This is a genomic window from bacterium (assembly GCA_016703265.1).
Taxonomy (GTDB): Bacteria; Krumholzibacteriota; Krumholzibacteriia; order LZORAL124-64-63; family LZORAL124-64-63; genus CAINDZ01.
This window is the reverse complement of sequence record JADJCK010000006.1, coordinates 55,239-72,849: the sequence shown is the minus strand read 5'-3', so window position 1 is coordinate 72,849 and position 17,611 is coordinate 55,239. Positions and strand designations below refer to the sequence as shown.

Below are 17,611 nucleotides of genomic sequence, written 5' to 3'. Positions count from 1 at the left end.
GTGGCCGAAACCGGTGGCGACCATGGCTGCGAAAACCCTGCGGGGGGCGCCTCCGGAAAGCGGAGTCTATTCCGGACCAGGGCGCGTGTCACGCCCGAATTGTGCGCAACCGGGCCGGTGACCGTTCCACCTGCGACGGGGCAGGGCGTGTTCCTTGACGGGCCACAGGCCGCCCTCTAGCTTTGCCCGCGAGCCGGATGCGCCGCGTCGAAAACGTCGGCGGCGCGATCTTCCCCGGCCCTGACCTGTTTCCTCGCGGGCTTCCTTCCAAGCGGTGACTCTCGTGGGCGTGACCATCGGCATCCGTCGCGAAGACAAGAACAAATGGGAGCGCCGCGTTCCCCTGATCCCCGGTGACATCGAGACCCTGCGCGCGCGCCACGACCTGGCTTTCGTCGTGCAGCCGTCGCCCATCCGGGTCTACGGCGATGAAGAGTATGTGGCCGCCGGCGCCGAGGTGGGCGAGGACCTGACGCGTGCGGGGATCGTCGTCGCGGTCAAGGAAGTGCCGCTCGACCTGCTGCAGGCACGCACGGCGTACCTTTTCTTCTCGCACACGGTGAAGGGGCAGCGCTACAACATGCCCCTGTTGCAGCGGATCCTCGACGTCGGCGCCACGCTCATCGACTACGAGCGCATCGTGAACGAGCAGAACCGGCGCCTCATCTTCTTCAGCCTCCATGCCGGCTATGCGGGCATGGTCGAAACGCTGGCCGCGCTGGGCCGCCGCCTCGCCGCGCAGGGCCGCCCGACGCCGCTGCAGGAGATCCGCCCCGCGCACTCCTACGAGAACCTCGACTCGACGAAGGCGCACCTGGGCGCCATCGGCGCGCGCCTGGCCGCCGAAGACGACGGCGCGCCGATCATCATCGGCATGGCCGGGTACGGCAACGTGGCGGCCGGTTGTCGCGAGATGCTGGCCTGCCTGCCGATCCGCGAGATCCGCGTCGAGGAACTGCCGGCCGCCGCCGCGGCGGATCGCGCGACCATGGGACCGCTGGTCCTGGTGACGTTCCGCGAGGAGCACATGGTCGAGCCGCGCTCGGCCGAAGCGCATTTCGTGCTGCAGGACTACTACCAGCGCCCGGAAAACTACCGTGGTGTCTTCGAGCGCCACCTGCCGCACCTGGATGTGCTCGTCAATTCCATCTACTGGGACACGCCGTACCCCCGCCTGCTGACGCGCAAGTGGGCCCGCGCGAACTGGGGTCCCGGCAAGCAACCGCGCCTGCAGGTGGTCGGCGACATCAGTTGCGACCTCGAGGGCGCCATCGAGTTGACGACGCGCCCGACCATGCCCGACGAACCCTGCTACGTGGCCGTCCCCGACAGCGGCGAAATTCTGCCCGGTGTGGAGGGTCCCGGACCGGCGATCATGGCCGTGGACAACCTTCCCTGCGAGGTGCCGCGCGAGTCGTCGGAGTACTTCAGTCGCGTGCTCAGCGAGATGATCCCGGCCCTGGCCCGCGCCGATTTCCGGGTGGGGTTCGAGAGCCTGTTGCTGCCGCCGCACCTGAAGAAGGCCGTGATCGCGCACCGGGGTGCGCTGGCCCCGGATTACCGTTACCTGCAGGAATACCTGGACCGCAGCCGGCGCTGAGCCGCGGCGGCGCCGCCCGGCCACGGGCCCGGCGGTGCGGAAAGGTCGTGAGCGATGGCGAAGATCCTCGTCCTGGGCGCCGGCATGGTGGCCGGCCCGCTGGTGCGCTACCTGCTGGAGGCCGGCGCGCGCGTCACTGTCACCAGCCTCGAGGCAGCTGAAGCCGAGCGCCTGGTCGGCGGCCATCAGGCGGGCGAGGCGCGCGCCTTCGACCTGGCCGACGATGCGGGGCTGTCGGCGCTCGTGGGCGCACACGACCTCGTGGTGAGCCTGGTGCCGTACGCCTTCCACCCGAAGGTGGCCGGGCATTGCCTGCGTCACGGCCGGCACCTGGTCACGGCGTCCTATGTGGCGCCCGCGATGCAGGAGCTGGACGGCGCCGCGCGCGCGCAGGGACTGACCTTCCTGAACGAACTGGGCCTGGACCCGGGCATCGACCACATGTCGGCCATGCGGGTTATCCACGCGGTCGCCGCCGAGGGCGGCCATCTCGGATCGTTCCGCTCCTATTGCGGCGGCCTGCCCGCGCCCGACGCCAACGACAATCCGCTGGGCTACAAGTTCTCGTGGGCGCCGCGCGGCGTCCTGATGGCCTGCCGCAATGCGGCCCGCTACCGCCGCGAGGGCCGCGACGTGGCCGTGCCGCCGGACCGCCTGTTCCGCGACATGCACCTGCTGCACGTGTCCGGCGCCGGCGACTTCGAGGCCTATCCCAACCGCGACTCGCTGGTGTACCGCGAGGCCTACGGCTTGCCGGCCGATATCGAGACGCTGTTCCGCGGCACGCTGCGCAATATCGGCTGGTGCGACACGCTGCACGCGTTCGGCCGGCTCGGCCTGCTCGACGACCAGCCGCGCGATGGCGGGACCACCCGTGGCGCCTATGTGCGATCGCTGCTGGGCGCTGCGGCGGGCGCCGACGTCCGCGCGGCGGCGACGGCGAAGCTCGGCCAGGCCGACGGGTGCCTGCCGGCGGCGAACCTGGCCTGGCTCGGGCTGGGCGACGAGACGCCGCTGCCGGCCGGTCCGCGTTCGCCGCTGGACGTGCTCGGGGACGCGATGCTCGAGAAGCTCTGCTACCGCCCGGGCGAGCGCGACATGGTGGTCATGTTCCACGAGTTCCTCTGGAAGACCGCGGCCGGCGCCGGCCGTCGCACCACGTCGCGCCTGGTGGCCTGCGGGGAGCGGGACGGCGACTCGGCGATGGCGCGAACGGTTTCGCTGCCGGCGGCGGTCGCCGCGCGCCTGGTGCTCGAAGGGAGCATCAGCGTACGGGGCGTGCTGCGTCCGGTGGTGCCGGAAATCTACGACCCGGTGCTCCACGAGCTGGAGTCGCTGGGGATCGAATGCCTGGAAGAGACGGAAGACTGCTGAACCGCTGACGGCCGCGTGCTGCGGCCGTGCTCCAACGAGGGGGAATCTGGACATGGCCAAGACGGAACCGACCCTGAACAAGAACCGCATCTTCAAGGCCCTCGGCCTCTCGGCGCGCATGAAGGGCGCCAACTGCGGCGGCGAGTGGTTCGCCGGCAGCGGCGACTTCCTGGTGTCGCAGAACCCGACCACGGGCGAAGTGCTGTCGCGCATCGAGCAGGCCGACCCGGCCGACTACGAGCGCGTCATGAAGGCTGCCAGGGAAGCGTTCGTCACCTGGCGCATGCTGCCGGCTCCCCGTCGCGGCGAGATCATCCGTCAGTTCGGCGATGCGCTGCGCGCGAAGAAGGACATGCTCGGCGCGCTGGTCAGCCTGGAAATGGGCAAGATCCTGACCGAGGGTCACGGCGAAGTGCAGGAGATGATCGACATCTGCGACTACGCGGTGGGGCTGAGCCGCACGCTGAGCGGCCCCACGCTGCAGAGCGAGCGCCCGCGCCACCGCATGATGGAACAATGGCATCCCCTGGGCGTGGTCGGCGTGATCAGCGCCTTCAACTTCCCGGTGGCGGTGTGGGCCTGGAACTCGGCCCTGGCCTGGGTCTGCGGCGACAGCGTGCTGTGGAAGCCCTCGAGCAAGACCCCGCTGTGCGCGATCGCCTGCCAGAACATCGCGAACGAGGTGTTCCAGGCCAACGGCCTGCCGGCGGGACTGACCTGCGTCGTGATCGGCAAGGGATCGACCGTGGGCGAGATCATGATCAAGGACCACGACCTGCCGCTGATCAGCTTCACGGGCTCGACGAAGATGGGGCGGCGCATCGGCGGGATCATCGGCGAGCGCCTCGGCCGCAGCATCCTCGAGCTGGGCGGCAACAACGCCATCATCATCTCCGAGAAGGCCGACCTGACCTGCGCACTGGCCAGTGCGTTCTTCGGCGCCGTGGGCACCGCCGGGCAGCGCTGCACCAGCACGCGCCGGCTGATCATCCAGGAGAAGGTGTACGACGCCTTCCTGCAGAAGCTGATCGCCAACTACAAGCGCGTGCGCATCGGCGATCCGCTCGATCCGGCGACCCTGATGGGGCCGATGATCGACGAAGGCGCGGTTGCCGACTTCGAGAAGGCGATCGAGGCCGCGAAGAAGCAGGGCGGGAAGGTCCTCTACGGCGGAAAGGTGCTCAAGCCGTTCGGCGTGCCGACCTTCGTGCAGCCGACGATCATCGAGCTGAAGAACGAGGCCGAGATCGTGCAGACCGAGACCTTCGCGCCGATCGTCTACGTGATGAAGTACCGCAAGCTGACCGACGCCATTGCCATGCACAACGGCGTGCCGCAGGGCCTCAGCAGCTCGATCTACACCGACAGCCTGGCCGAGGCGGAGAGGTTCCTCAGCGCCGAGGGCAGCGACTGCGGCATCGCGAACGTGAACATCGGCACCAGCGGCGCCGAGATCGGCGGCGCCTTCGGCGGCGAGAAGGAGACCGGCGGCGGGCGCGAGAGCGGTTCGGACTGCTGGAAGACCTACATGCGGCGGCAGACCAACACGATCAACTGGGGCGGCGAGATCCACCTGGCCCAGGGCGTGGAGTTCCACCCCTAGGAGGGTGGGAAGGTCTCCAGCGACACGGCGGGCCCGGGAGGCTGCTTCCCGGGCCCGCCGCTTTTCAGGGTGCCGGCGGAAGCCGGTTGGCGGGGGAGGCCTTGATCGGGTAGGGTATGCGCCATGCGAACCGAACCGAAAAGCAGCGCCGGGGGTCCCGCGCACGAATTCCGGGGCTTCGGGCACCTGATGCCCTACCGCGTCCAGGAGATCCTCCTGGTCGCGTCGCAGTATGACGCCTATACGCTCGAAGAGGGCGGGCGGCTCACCGAACTGCTGCTGAGCGAGTACCGCGAGCTGAACCTCAGCTACCCGCCCCACGTGGCCCGCGCGGCCAGCGGCGACGAGGCCGTCAAGCTGCTCGAGGCCCACCGCTACGACCTCGTGGTGACGATGACCCGCCTGGGCGACATGTCGGCTGCCGAACTGGCCCGCCGCATCCGCAGCCGGACGGCGGAGGTACCCATCTACACGCTGGCGTTCAGCCCGCGCGAGCTGCAGCACCTGCAGGAGTCGGACAGCCAGGGCTGCATCGACCGCTATTTCCTGTGGAACGGCGATGTGCGCCTGCTGCTGGCGATCGTCAAGTGCTGCGAGGACGAGCGGAATGTGGCCCACGACACGCGGTACGGTGACGTGCGGTGCATCCTGCTCGTGGAGGACTCGGTCCGCTTCTATTCATCGTACCTGCCCCTCCTGTACAACGAGGTGCTGGAACAGACGCAGTCGCTGATGGCCGAGGGCATCAACCTCAGCCACCGGCTGCTTCGGCTGCGGGCGCGGCCCAAGATCCTGCTCGCGTGCACGTTCGAGGAGGCCTGGGAGCTCTACTCCAGCTACAAGGACTCGCTGCTGGGGCGTGATCGTCGACGGTCGCTTTCCCTGGCAGGGCGTGGCCCGCGACGACGCGGGGGTGGAGTTCATCCGCCGGGTCAAGTACGTGGATCCCCACACGCCGGCGGTGCTGCAGTCGACCAACGGCGACCTGGCTGAGGTTGCCCACCAGGTGGGGGCCGGGTTCATCCGCAAGCGGTCGCGCACGCTGCTGCAGGAGCTGCGGCGCTTCATGCTCGACAACTTCGGGTTCGGCGAGTTCGTGTTCCGCCTGCCGGACGGGACCGAGGTCGGCCGCGCCGCCGACCTCAAGACCATGGTCTGGCAGCTGCGGACCGTGCCGGCGGCCTCGGTGCAGCACCATGCGTCGCACGACCATTTCTCGAACTGGCTGCGGGCGCGCACCGAGTTCCAGCTGGCGGCGGCCATCCGGCCTCGCAAGGTGACCGAGTTCGACCACGTGGAGGAGCTGCGCGAGTTCCTCGTGCAGACGATTACGCGCTTCCGCAGCGAGAGCCAGCGCGGCGTGGTGGCTGATTTCTCGCGCCGGCATTTCGACACCCTCAGCGCCTTCGTGCGCATCGGCGGCGGTTCGCTCGGCGGCAAGGGCCGGGGACTGGCGTTCGTCAATTCGATCCTGCACGGGTACGGCATCCATGACCGGTTCCCCGGCACCATCATCCGCGTGCCGACCACCGCCGTCATCGGCACCGACGTCTTCGACGCGTTCTTCGACCAGGGGAAGCTGCGCGACGACGTGCTTTCGGACTGGGACGATGCGCAGATCATCGAGGCCTGCCTGGCGCACAAGCTGCCGTCGGAGATCTACGGCGACCTGGAGGCCTTTCTCGACCAGGTGCGCTACCCGCTGGCCGTGCGCTCGAGTTCGCTTCTGGAGGACAGCCAGTTCCAGCCGTTTGCCGGAGTCTATGCCACCTACATGCTGGCCAACAACCACCCCGACCTGAAGGTGCGCCTGGACCAGCTCTGCGACGCCATCAAGCTGGTCTACGCCTCGACCTATACGCGCGCGGCCAAGAGCTATGTCGACGCCACGGCCAACCGGATCGAGGAAGAGAAGATGGCGGTGATCGTGCAGCAGGTGGTGGGACGCCGGCACGACCACTACGACTACCCGCACTTCTCGGGCGTGGGGCTCTCGGCCAACTATTACCCTGCCGGCGACCTGAAGCCCGAGGACGGTGTGGTGACCGTGGCGCTGGGCCTGGGGCGCACCGTCGTCGGCGGCGGCAACGCCCTGCGTTTCTGCCCGGCGCGGCCGCTGGCGCTGCCGCAGTTCGGCACCCTGAACGACTGGTTGCGCGAGAGCCAGCGCGAGTTCTTCGCCGTGGATGTCAGCCGCCCCGAGCAGTACCCCGGGCCCCGCGACGATTTCAACCTGGCGCTGCTGGACCTGGCGACGGCCGAGGAGCACGGCACGCTGGCGCCCGTGGGCTCGGTGCATGTGCCGGCCGAGAACATGATCTACGACGGACTGGACCGCGAGGGCGATCGCCTGGTGTCGTTCGCCGGCGTGCTCAAGGCCAAGACCTTTCCGCTGGCCGAGATCATGACCCTGCTCCTGGACCTCGGCCGGCGCACGATGAGCGCGGAGGTCGAGATCGAGTTCGCGGTGGTCCTGGGCGACGGGCAGGACGTGCCGCACCAGTTCGGATTCCTGCAGATCCGCCCGCTGGCGGCCGGCCTGGAAGCGCCTGCGGTGCCGCCGGCCCTGCTGGCGGCGCCGGATGCGCTGGTCGCCACGACCACCGCTCTTGGCAACGGCCGTTCGGCCGACATCCGCGACATCCTCTACGTGCCGCGGGCCGGGTTCGACCGCGCCCACACCCTGGAGGTGGCCGGCGAGATCGCGGGGTTCAACCGGCAACTGGTGGCGGAGGGACGCCCGTACCTGCTGGTGGGACCGGGGCGCTGGGGCTCGTCGGACCGCTGGCTCGGGATCCCGGTGCGCTGGGACGAGATCTCCGGGGCGCGCGTGATCGTCGAGGCCGGACTCGACGGGTTCATGGTGACGCCCAGCCAGGGCTCGCACTTCTTCCAGAACCTGACCTGCTTCCAGGTGGGGTACCTGACCGTGGCCGAGGGCGCCGGCGGCGGGCGCCTGGACTGGGACTGGCTGGACGGGCAGCCGGCGGCCGGACAGGGGCGCTACACCCGGCACCTGCGCCTGGCCGCGCCGCTGACGGTGTTGATCGACGGGCGCTCGCGCCGGGGTATCGTGCTGCGCCCGGATGCCGGGGAGGGCGGGGGCGGGCCCGGGGAATCAGGACCGGGATGGACGCCCGAAGGCGCCTGATTCTCCTTGCTTGCGCCGCCGCCGACCGCGATTTTTCCGGCATTACGGCACAGGGCGCGGCCTGATGCGCCCAGGCTTCAACACGGGGTGACTAGGATGGCTCACGACGCTTCGTTCAACCCATTCCAGATGGCCCGCGCCCAGTTCGACAAGAGCGCCGACCTCATCGGTCTCGACCAGGGCACTCGCGACCTGCTGCGCAGCCCGTTGCGCGAATTCCACTTCAGCATCCCCGTCCGCATGGACGACGGCACCGTCAAGGTGTTCGAGGGTTTCCGCGTCCAGCACAGCGACGCGCGCGGCCCGGCCAAGGGCGGCATCCGCTTCCACCCGCAGGAGACCGTCGACACGGTGCGGGCGCTCGCGATGTGGATGACATGGAAGTGCGCCGTGGCGGACATTCCGCTGGGCGGCGGCAAGGGCGGCGTCATCTGCGATCCGCACAACCTGAGCGCGCGTGAGCAGGAAGCGATCTGCCGCGGCTGGGTGCGGCAGATGAACAAGAACGTCGGCCCCGTGGAAGACGTTCCGGCCCCCGACGTGATGACCAACCCGCAGCACATGCTGTGGATGCTCGACGAGTTCGAGACCATCCGCGGCGGGCGCTATCCCGGCATGATCACCGGCAAGCCGGTGGGCATGGGCGGCTCCCTGGGCCGCACCGAGGCGACCGGCTACGGCTGCGTCTACTGCCTGCGTGAAGCGCTCACCGAGATGAAGGTCGACGTCAAGAGCACGACCGCCAGCGTCCAGGGCTTCGGCAACGTGGCGCAGTACGCGATCGAGCTGTACACCCGCATGGGCGGCAAGGTCGTCTGCGTGTCGAGCTGGAACCAGGCCGAGCAGAGTCGGTCTCGTACCAAGGCTGCCGGTGTCGACCTCGCGCAGCTGCAGGCGATCACCGACCGCTTCGGCGGCATCGATCCGGCCAAGGCCCGCGAGCTCGGCTACGAGATCCTGCCGGGCGAGGCCTGGCTGGATCGCGAAGTGGACATCCTGATCCCGGCCGCGATCGAGAACCAGATCACCGGTGCCAACGTCGAGAAGATCAACAAGCGCGTGAAGCTGGTCGTCGAGGGCGCGAACGGGCCGACGACGCCCGAGGCCGACGCGGTGCTGTCGAAGCGCGGCATCTTCGTGATTCCCGACTTCCTGGCCAACGCCGGCGGCGTGACCTGCAGCTACTTCGAGCAGGTCCAGTGCAACATGAACTACTTCTGGGACCGCGATGACGTGCTGAACAAGCTGGACGCCAAGATGACCGCGGCGTACCACTCGGTCAGCGACCTCGCACGCAAGCAGAAGCTGTACATGCGCGATGCCGCCTATGTGGTGGCCGTGAACCGGGTGGCGGCGGCCTGCCGCAGCCGCGGCTGGGTCTAGCATGGACAAGGCGCGCGGCGGGCAGCCTGATGACTCCCGCCGCGCGTTCGCGGCCGTGCCGTGGCGCGAACTGCTGGAAGTGATCCGCCAGGGTCGCGGCCGGCAGTTCGTTCGCGTTTCCAGGAAGATGCTCAACCACCTCTGCTCGATCGGCCTGAGCGAGGCGCAGGTCATGCTGGCCGAGGTGGATGCCGGCCCGGCCGGCCCGGCCCGGCGCGAGGGGCGCCCCGCCGGAAGCGGGCAACACGGCCTGAGCAAGAAGCCGGGGGCACGCGTGCCCCTTGAGCATTCCCCGCTGATGACCGGTGCGCCGTTCGAACTGGCGGCACGGTACATCCCGGACGAGGAGATCTCCGAGCGGCTGCAGCGCTGGCTCAAGGAGGACGAAGCCAGCTTCTTCGGTACGGTCGTGGCCGATCCGCGCAGCACGATGCCGGAGATCGCCGAAGCCATCAGGCGCTACAACGACGTCCTGCGCGGGCGCAGCGGCCTGGCGCCGAGCACGCTCAAGAGCCTGCGCGTGTCGCTGATCCAGCGCTTCCTCACCGAACAGCTCGACTACATCAACGTGGCCAAGAAGTGTGGCGCGGATCACCGACTTCCACGATCTGCTCGATCGCGTCATCATGACGCGCGGCTGCTACGGCAAGCTGGGCGGCAAGGCCTCGGGCCTGTTGCTCGCCGGCTGGATCCTCGAGCAGCCGGAAGCCCGTGAACTCGGCGTCGGCGACATCAAGACTCCCCGCACCTGGCATGTCGTCTCGGACGTCATCATGGATTTCATCCGGCTGAACGACCTCGACGATGTCATGGACCAGAAGTACAAGGACATCAGCCAGGTCCGGCGCGAATATCCGAACATGGTGCAGCTGTTCATGAACAGCCCGTTCCCGCCGGAACTCGTGGAGGGGCTGGCGCGGGCCCTGGACTACTTCGGCGACGTGCCGCTGATCATCCGCAGCTCGAGCCTGCTCGAGGACCGCTTCGGGACGGCCTTCTCCGGCAAGTACAAGAGCCTCTTCCTGCCCAACTGCGGCACCCGCGAGGAACGCCTCTCGGCGCTCCAGGATGCGGTGGCCGAGGTGTGGGCCTCGATCCTCGGGCCCGACCTGATCGAGTACCGGCGCCGAGCGCGGCCTGCAGGAATTCGTCGAGGAAATGGGCATCCTCATCCAGGAGGTTGTCGGCACCAGGGTCGGGCGCTACTGGCTCCCGCGTTCGCCGGGGTCGCCTTCAGCCTGAACGAGTTCCGCTGGTCGCCGCGCATCCGGCGCGAGGACGGCCTGGTCCGCCTGGTCCCCGGGCGGGGCACGCGCGCCGTCGACCGCGTGGGTGATGACTTCCCGGTGCTGGCCGTGCCCGGCCAGAGGGGGCTGCGGGCGCACGCCACGCTGCAGGAGACGTTGCGCTACAGCCCGCGCCGCGCCGACGTCATCAACTTGAGACCGCCGAGTTCGAGACCGTCGACCTGGATGCGCTGCTGAAGGAGTTCGGCGACGAGTATCCGCTGGTCGACCGCGTCTTCTCCGTGCTGCGGGGCGGCCACCTGCAGCAGGTGCAGAAGATGATGATGGATCCCACGAAGGAAGACCTTGTGGCCGACATGCGCGGGCTGCTGGACGGCACCGACTTCATGCCGCGCGTGCAGGCCCTTCTCAAGACGCTGGAGATGTACCTGCAGTCGCCGGTGGAGACATCGAGTTCGCCCACGACGGCAAGGACTTCTACCTGGTGCAGTGCCGGCCGCAGGCCATGTCGGGCGACACGGCGCCGTCGGTGATTCCCCACGACGTCAGTCCCGAGGATGTGCTGTTCACGGCGAATCGTTTCGTCTCGAACGGCCAGGTGCCGGACATCACGCACGTCGTGTACGTGGTGCCGGAGGCGTACACGGCCCTGCCGGACCGCGAGACGATGGCCCAGGTCGGCCGCGTGGTCGGCGCGCTCAACGGCCTGCTGCGGAAGCGCTCGTTCGTGCTGATCGGGCCCGGGCGCTGGGGCAGCCGCGGGGACATCAAGCTGGGCGTCTCGGTGACGTACGCCGACATCAAACAACACGGCGATGCTGGTCGAGGTGGCGCGCGCCGGCGCGGCGACTATGTGCCGACCTCAGCTTCGGGACCCATTTCTTCCAGGACCTGGTCGAGGCGGGCATCCGCTACCTGCCCCTTTATCCCGACGACCCGGGCGTTGTCTTCCAGGAGGAGTTCCTCCTGACGGCGCCCAATCGCCTGGCCGAGCTGCTGCCGGACCATGCGCCGCTGGAGCACTGCGTGCGCGTGATCGACATCCCGGCGGCTTCGCACGGGCGCGTGCTGCGCATCTACCAGAACGCCGACCTCGACCATGCGCTGGCCGTCCTCGAGGAGCCCGGCGAACGGAGGGGCCCGGGTGTCGGGCGCGGCGCCACGGGTGCGGGCTCGCCGCTGCGGCATGCGCGCTGGCGCCGGCAGGTGGCCGAGGAACTGGCGCGCGGGCTGGATCCGGCCACGAGCGGCGTGGTCGCCGTGCACCTGCGCGGTTCGGTCGCCGACGGGCGGGCCTCGACCGAGAGCGACCTCGACCTGGTGCTGCGTTTCGGCGGCGACGCCGGGCAGCGGGCGCGGCTGGAAGCCTGGCTCGACGGCTGGAATCGCGCGTTGACGGTGCTCAACCAGCAGAACACCGGCGTGCGCGTGGAGCGGTTGCTCGACGCCGTGATCGTGGCCGCCGACGACATCGAGGTGGCCGGCGGGCAGCAGTTGCCCATGGCCGGCGAGGACTGACTACCCGCATTGCCCGGCTAATCGAGTTCCCTGGTTACCATGTACCCTCACCACGCAAGGAGCACCATGAGCACCGCCGCCCGCCCCAGCCTGACGCGCCGCATGGCCGAGTACGCCGTAGGCCTGCGCTATGACGACCTGCCCGCCGACGACGTGAAGGAAGCCAAGCGCTTCCTGCTGGACTCGGTGGGCTGCGCCCTGGCCGCCGTGCGAAACCCGGACATGGCCGCCATGTACCGGTTCATCCGCCGGCAGGGCGGTACGCCCGAGGCCACGCTGATCGGCACCGGCGAGAAGACGAACGCCGCGAACGCATCGCTGATGAACAGCCTGCTGATCCGCGCGCTGGACTACAACGACATCTTCTGGGAGCAGGATCCCAGCCATCCCTCGGGCATCATCTTCGGCGCGCTGTCGCCGGCCGAGGCCTGCGGACGCGACGGTCGCGAGGCCATCGTCGGCATCATGATCGCCTACGAGCTGGAACTCCGGTGGTGCCTGGCCTGCTTCCCCGGCGTGCGCGAGGTGGGCTGGCACCATGCGACGCTGACACAGTTCGTGAGCCCGTTCGTGGCCGGTCGCATGTACGGGCTGGGCGTCGACCAGCTGGTGGCGGCCGCGGGCATCAGCGGCAGCAGCCACTTCACGCTGGGCGGCGTCGTAGCCGGTCACCTGACGAACATGAAGAACACCGCCGACCCGCTGGCCACGCAGGCCGGCGTGCTGGCGGCGCAGATGGCCGCCGAGGGTTACGAGGGTCCGGTCGAGGTCATCGAGGGCAAGGAGGGCTTCCAGCACGTCATCCACAATGTCCAGCTGAAGCCGGAGATCCTGCTCGACGGCCTGGGCACGCAGCCGCCGATGATCCGCCGCTGCGGCTACAAGGCCTTCCCGACCGAGGCCCTGACGCACCAGCCGATGTCGGCCGTGCTGGGCGCGATGCAGGAGAACGGGCTGAAAGCGGAGGACCTGGCGTCCATCCACATCCAGACCACGACGCGCGGCGCCGACATCCTCAGCGACGCAAGCAAATACGATCCGCAGACCAAGGAGACGGCCGACCACAGCCTGCCCTACTGCCTGGCGGCGGTGGCGGCCGACGGCGGCGTCTACCCCAGCAGCTTCGAGAAGGAGAAGCTCTTCGACCCGCGCATCCGCGCGCTGCTGCCGAAGATCAAGGTCGTGGCCAATGCGGAGATCGATGCCATGTTCCCGGGCACCAAGCGCGCCATCGCCACCCTGACGACCGGCGACGGGCGTACGTTCACCAAGACGGTCGACCACGCCAAGGGCAGCCCGCTCAACCCGCTCAGCGACGACGAACTGGTCGCGAAGTTCCGCGCCAATGCCGGCGGCGTGCTGGACAAGGCCGCGCAGGACCGCGTCATCGAGGCCACCTGGGACTTCGAGAACTGCCGGGACCTGGGCGGTTACCTGAAGCTGCTGAAGACGGACTGATTCCGCGCGGGCAGCGAGCGACAGACGGAGGCGCGCTTGGCGATGGCCGGGCGCGCTTTCGCATGCTATATTGAACAAAGCGCACCACTGGTGGGTACGCTGCAACGATTCCTGGCTCGTGGGGGCGAATTGGTCTCGACGTGGTCGGAGGACCGTTGGCTGCATGCCGAGATCCCGCCTATCTCGTTAAACGGTGGAAAAAAAACAAGTGACGAAGCCAACTTCGCACTGGCTGCCTAATTAAGTAGCCCGTTCCCGGGTCGGGGGGTCGCCGGACTGGCCCAATGGGAGCGCCGTTTTCCGGTGTCTGGTCCAGAAGCAGGTCCCTGGCGGACGGACGAGACTTTTTAGAGGGACTAGCCTGATGGTTGGCACGTTCCCTGGCCATCCTGAGGGTTAAATTAACAGGGGACTAAGCATGTAGATGCCGGCGGGGCGCCGGTTACGGACGCGGGTTCGATTCCCGCCGCCTCCACCAGAGACAACAAGGGGTCCGACGAGCCGAGTGCCGCCGGACCCCTTGTCCATTGTGGGGCATTGTCCGTTCAGCGGCGTACCTTCAGCGGTGTCACAAGTCGTTCGCAGGCTCACCGAATCGCCGGAATCCGTAGTACACCAGGACCCCCAGCAGCAGGCCGACGATAGCCCTGCGGGGCCGCAAAGGCAACGACACCGACCAGGAGCGCGATGGCGAGATCCCGGGGATTCCTGGCCTGGTCGCGCATGAAGCTCAACAGCGTGAGAGCCTCGAACAGGAGCACGACGCCGAGGATGGGCTGGGGGAAGACCTTCAGCACCTCATGCAGCGGTCCACCCAGGAACAGGCCCAGGACCAGGAAATACCCGCCGTAGAGCACGACCGAGCCGCCGGTGCGCGCGCCGAACGTGTAGTGGCCGGCCATGCCGCCGCAACCATGGCACACGGGGATGCCGCCGAGGAATGGGGCGAGCAGATTCGCTGCCGAGTAGGTGAACCCGATCCTGCGGGCACTGACCGAACGCATCGGAAACAGGTCCCGCGAGGTCTGTTCGGTGGCGATCACCGAATTCGAGATCGACAGTGGCAGCTGCGGCAGGGCCAGGATGACGAATCCCGTGAGAATGTCGGGGATTTCCGGCAGATGGAATGCCGGCAGGGCGAACCCGAACCCTGCGCTGATCGCACCCAGTTGCAGCCCGGTCCCGAGTGCGTAGGCTGCTCCGATGGCGATCACCACGAGCCCCGGGGGGACCCGCCGGTTGCCCCACAGGGCGAACATGACGAGCATTGCAGCGCCGGCCAGTGCGTATCCCGGTCCACCCGCGGACGGTATGTAGGTCCTGATCGCAAGGGACGCCAGGGACAGGCCCAACCCGAACTGGACCCCCGCGGACCACGCACCGCGGTACCCAGCGCACGAACAACTGGAGGGCACCCGAGAGGGTGAGGATCAGCATCGTCGCACCAATGGCCACGCCAGCCCCTAGCAGCACATCCCCGCCGATCTTCTGCGTGATGACCAGGACAGCCATGGCTTTCAGGGGCTGCATGGGCATCGGCATGCGGTAGACGAACCCGGTCAGGATCTGGAGCAGACCGAATACGGTGAAGACACTGCCGGCGTCGAGGCCGGTCGCCAGGATGATGCCGACAATGAGAGGCAGGTCCGTGCCGAGATCACCGAAACTCCCGGCGAGCTCGTTGCGGTCGAACCGTATGCCGTTCAGGACCCTCACATCCGCTCAGCGCCGCTTGACGAGCGCCGTGGCGAAGTACAGCGCGCCGGTCAGCAGGATCGTCACCGCGCCGGCCGGCAGGTCGGGCCCGTAGCTGAGTGCCAGCCCGGCCGCCGTCAGCCCCGCACAGAGCAGCGCCGCGACGATCATCATGTGCGACAGTCGCCTGGTCAGGTGGTTGGCCGTGGCGGCGGGCAGCGTGAGCAGCGCGATGACCATGATGATGCCGACCACCGACACCAGCACGACCACCGTCAGTGCGGTCAGGCCCAGCAGCAGGAAATGGTAGCGTGCCGTGCGCACGCCGCGGAGCGAGGCGAACTCGTCGTCGAAGCACACGGCGAGCAGTTGCTTGTGGAAGAGCGCGGCCACGACCAGCACCGCAACGGCCAGCGCCGCGATCAGGTAGAGGTCGCGCGGCGTGAGCATGAGGATGTTGCCGAACAGGTAGCTCATGAGATCGGCGGCGTAGCCGGGCGTCAGGCTGATCAGGACGATGCCCGCAGCCATGCCCACGGCCCAGACCGCGCCGATGACGGTATCCTCGCGCTGCCGCAGGCGCAGGCTCACCCAGCCGATGACCAGGGCCGAGAGGAGCGCGGCGCCGGCGGCGCCGGCCAGCGGCGACAGCCAGGTCATGCCGTGCACCACCCGCAGGTACTGGACCAGCCCGAGACCGGCCAGCACGGTGTGCGAGATGGCGCCCGCGATGTAGCTGATGCGACGGATCACCACGTAGCTGCCGACGATCCCGCAGGGGATGGCCACCAGCAGGCCTCCCAGCAGCGCGTACTGCAGGAAGGCGTGTGCGGCCAGCGGGCCGAGGAAGGCCGGCGTCAGCACTGGTGGCCCTCCTCGCTGCAGCGATGGTCATGCCGGATCATGCGCATGTCCGCGCCGTACAGGTCGGCGATGACCTGGCCCGTGATCGCACTGGTGGGGTGCACGACCACCTTCTGGCCGACGCAGATGACGCTCTTCACGAAACCGGCGACGAAGCCCAGGTCGTGCGAGACCATGATGATGGTCAGGCGGCGGTTCAGCGTCTCCAGCAGGCGGAAGAAGCCCTCCTCGACGTGGGCGTCGAGTCCGGCGGTCGGCTCGTCGAGCAGCAGCAGTTCAGGTTCGCCCGCGAGCGAGCGCGCAATCAGCGTGCGCTGCTTCTGGCCGCCGCTGAGCGAGGCGAAATGCCGGTCGGCGTGGTCGCCAGACCGACCTCGGCCAGGGCAGCGCGCGCCGGCTCACGGTCGCGCCGGCGCCAGGGACCGAGCCCCGCGCCCAATCCCAGTCGTCCCATGAGCACGACATCCAGGGCCGAGACCGGGAAGAGGGGGTCGAGGTGCGTATGCTGCGGCACGTAGCCGATCCGGTGACGTGCGCGTTCGGGGCGCTCGCCGAAGACCGTCACTTCGCCGGCCGTCGGGCGCAGCAGGCCGAGGGCCAGCTTCAGCAACGTCGTCTTGCCGCTGCCGTTGGGGCCGACCACGCTGACGAAATCGCCGGCGGGGATGGCCAGGTTCACGCCGCTCAGCACCGGCCTGCCTTCATAGCCGAAATCGAGGTCGCGGCAGGCGAGCACGGGATTGGCGACGACGGTCACGGCGCCGACTTCCCGTCGCCGCAGCCGAGCAGTTCCTGGAGCGTGGCGGCCAGGTGACGCAGCCCCGCCTCGTAGTCGGACGACAGCGGGTCGGCCACGACCAGGCGCGCGCCCACGGCGCCGGCGACGGCCTTGGCCGAACGCTGCGGGAACTGCGGCTGCACCAGGATGGCCTTGGCCCCGACGGCTTTCGCACGTTCGATGGTCTCGGCCAGGTGGCGCGCGCCCGGCTCGTGGCCGTGGTCCTCGACGGCGACCTGCACCAGGCCGTAGCGCTTGGCAAAATGCCCGTAGGCCGGGTGGAAGACGAAGAACTCGCGGCCGGCGCAGCCCTGCAGCATCGCGGCGCAGTCACGGTCCAGCACCGCGAGCCTGGCCGCCAGCGCGTCACGGCCGCGGGCGTACTCGGCGGCGTTCCCGGGACGCAGTTCGGACAACACGCGACAGACGGTGTCGGCAAAGGCGACGGCTTCGGGCGGATCGAGCCAGGCGTGCGGGTCCTCATCGTCGCCATGGGTGCCGTGGCGGTCGCTCAGCGGGCGGCGACCGGCCGTTCGCGGCGCACCGGGCATGGCGCGCAGGCGCGGCAGCAGGCCCAGTTCGAAGGCGACGCCGGCGCTGAAGAACGCCTCGGCGGACTGCAGGTCGGCGACCTGCCGGGGCGTCGGTGCGAAGTTCTCGGGCGACTGTCCCGCGCCGACCAGTACCGACACCTGTATGCCGGCGCCCGCCACCTGTTCGACCAGCCACTGCTGGGGGGGGATGCTCACGGCAACGCGCAGGGGCGCTGCCGGCGCCGCCGGCGCTGTCCCGGCCGCGAGGAGGGCTGCCATCAGGATGACAGCCGGGGAGGCCACGGTCGTCCGGCGGTGCCCGGGAAGCGGAATAGCCAAGGGATAACCGTCCTGGTTGGATGCCGGACCCATGATAGCGGTCGCCGGCACCCGCGCAACCGCGAAAA

12 protein-coding genes, 1 other RNA gene and 2 pseudogenes are annotated in these 17,611 nt (G+C 68.8%); 11 read left to right on the top strand and 4 right to left on the bottom strand.

All coding sequences use genetic code 11. The annotated features are described in order from the left end of the window. The first annotated feature begins 289 nt into the window (after window positions 1–289). The 11 genes from IPG61_12135 to ssrA all read left to right on the top strand — a co-directional run bounded on the left by IPG61_12135 (window position 290) and on the right by ssrA (window position 13,812). Complete coding sequence (locus tag IPG61_12135; GenBank protein ID MBK6734807.1) at window positions 290–1,600, top strand: hypothetical protein; 1,311 nt, start codon at window positions 290–292, stop codon at window positions 1,598–1,600. Window positions 1,601–1,654: 54 nt separating this feature from the next. Beyond that, window positions 1,655–2,974 carry a saccharopine dehydrogenase NADP-binding domain-containing protein gene (locus tag IPG61_12130; protein MBK6734806.1) on the top strand — a complete coding sequence of 440 codons (1,320 nt, stop codon included), beginning with the start codon at window positions 1,655–1,657 and terminating at the stop codon, window positions 2,972–2,974. A 52-nt stretch (window positions 2,975–3,026) separates the two neighbouring features. Beyond that, window positions 3,027–4,577, top strand: a complete 1,551-nt coding sequence (locus IPG61_12125) for an aldehyde dehydrogenase family protein (protein ID MBK6734805.1) — start codon at window positions 3,027–3,029, stop codon at window positions 4,575–4,577. An 859-nt stretch (window positions 4,578–5,436) separates the two neighbouring features. Beyond that, complete coding sequence (locus IPG61_12120) at window positions 5,437–7,728, top strand: histidine kinase (protein MBK6734804.1); 2,292 nt, start codon at window positions 5,437–5,439, stop codon at window positions 7,726–7,728. Between the two features lie 96 nt (window positions 7,729–7,824). Then, window positions 7,825–9,111, top strand: coding sequence for a Glu/Leu/Phe/Val dehydrogenase (locus IPG61_12115; protein MBK6734803.1), 1,287 nt, complete (start codon window positions 7,825–7,827; stop codon window positions 9,109–9,111). 581 nt (window positions 9,112–9,692) lie between these two features. Then, window positions 9,693–10,595 carry a hypothetical protein gene (locus IPG61_12110; protein ID MBK6734802.1) on the top strand — a complete coding sequence of 301 codons (903 nt, stop codon included), beginning with the start codon at window positions 9,693–9,695 and terminating at the stop codon, window positions 10,593–10,595. A gap of 44 nt (window positions 10,596–10,639) precedes the next feature. Then, entirely contained in the window at window positions 10,640–10,891 is a 252-nt protein-coding gene (locus IPG61_12105; protein MBK6734801.1) for a hypothetical protein, read from the top strand. Continuing rightward, window positions 10,843–11,328 carry a hypothetical protein gene (locus IPG61_12100; protein MBK6734800.1) on the top strand — a complete coding sequence of 162 codons (486 nt, stop codon included), beginning with the start codon at window positions 10,843–10,845 and terminating at the stop codon, window positions 11,326–11,328. The genes IPG61_12105 and IPG61_12100 overlap by 49 nt, the downstream gene beginning before the upstream one ends. Before the next feature lie 56 nt (window positions 11,329–11,384). Next, complete coding sequence (locus tag IPG61_12095; GenBank protein ID MBK6734799.1) at window positions 11,385–11,876, top strand: hypothetical protein; 492 nt, start codon at window positions 11,385–11,387, stop codon at window positions 11,874–11,876. 66 nt (window positions 11,877–11,942) lie between these two features. Beyond that, complete coding sequence (locus IPG61_12090) at window positions 11,943–13,334, top strand: MmgE/PrpD family protein (GenBank protein ID MBK6734798.1); 1,392 nt, start codon at window positions 11,943–11,945, stop codon at window positions 13,332–13,334. A 120-nt stretch (window positions 13,335–13,454) separates the two neighbouring features. Further along, window positions 13,455–13,812: a transfer-messenger RNA gene (ssrA, locus tag IPG61_12085) on the top strand. Window positions 13,813–13,902: 90 nt separating this feature from the next. On the opposite strand, the pseudogene IPG61_12080 reads toward ssrA, so the two are convergent. The 4 genes and pseudogenes from IPG61_12080 to IPG61_12065 form a co-directional block, all read right to left on the bottom strand. Continuing rightward, window positions 13,903–15,050 (bottom strand): annotated as a pseudogene (locus IPG61_12080) (putative sulfate/molybdate transporter). A 6-nt stretch (window positions 15,051–15,056) separates the two neighbouring features. After that, window positions 15,057–15,890, bottom strand: a complete 834-nt coding sequence (locus IPG61_12075; protein MBK6734797.1) for a metal ABC transporter permease — start codon at window positions 15,888–15,890, stop codon at window positions 15,057–15,059. Beyond that, window positions 15,887–16,650: pseudogene (locus tag IPG61_12070) on the bottom strand (ABC transporter ATP-binding protein). Before IPG61_12070 ends, IPG61_12075 begins: the two are co-directional and overlap by 4 nt. Beyond that, window positions 16,647–17,483: a zinc ABC transporter substrate-binding protein gene (locus IPG61_12065; GenBank protein ID MBK6734796.1), complete on the bottom strand. Its 837-nt coding sequence runs from the start codon at window positions 17,481–17,483 to the stop codon at window positions 16,647–16,649. Before IPG61_12065 ends, IPG61_12070 begins: the two are co-directional and overlap by 4 nt. Between the last annotated feature and the right edge of the window lie 128 nt (window positions 17,484–17,611).

What these genes read in the sequence shown, in the direction of transcription:
- IPG61_12130 (MBK6734806.1), top strand. Translation starts at nt 1,655, where the DNA reads ATGGCGAAGATCCTCGTCCTGGGCGCCGGCATGGTGGCCGGCCCGCTG.
- IPG61_12065 (MBK6734796.1), bottom strand. Translation starts at nt 17,483, where the DNA reads ATGGCAGCCCTCCTCGCGGCCGGGACAGCGCCGGCGGCGCCGGCAGCG.
- IPG61_12090 (MBK6734798.1), top strand. Translation starts at nt 11,943, where the DNA reads ATGAGCACCGCCGCCCGCCCCAGCCTGACGCGCCGCATGGCCGAGTAC.
- IPG61_12115 (MBK6734803.1), top strand. Translation starts at nt 7,825, where the DNA reads ATGGCTCACGACGCTTCGTTCAACCCATTCCAGATGGCCCGCGCCCAG.
- IPG61_12125 (MBK6734805.1), top strand. Translation starts at nt 3,027, where the DNA reads ATGGCCAAGACGGAACCGACCCTGAACAAGAACCGCATCTTCAAGGCC.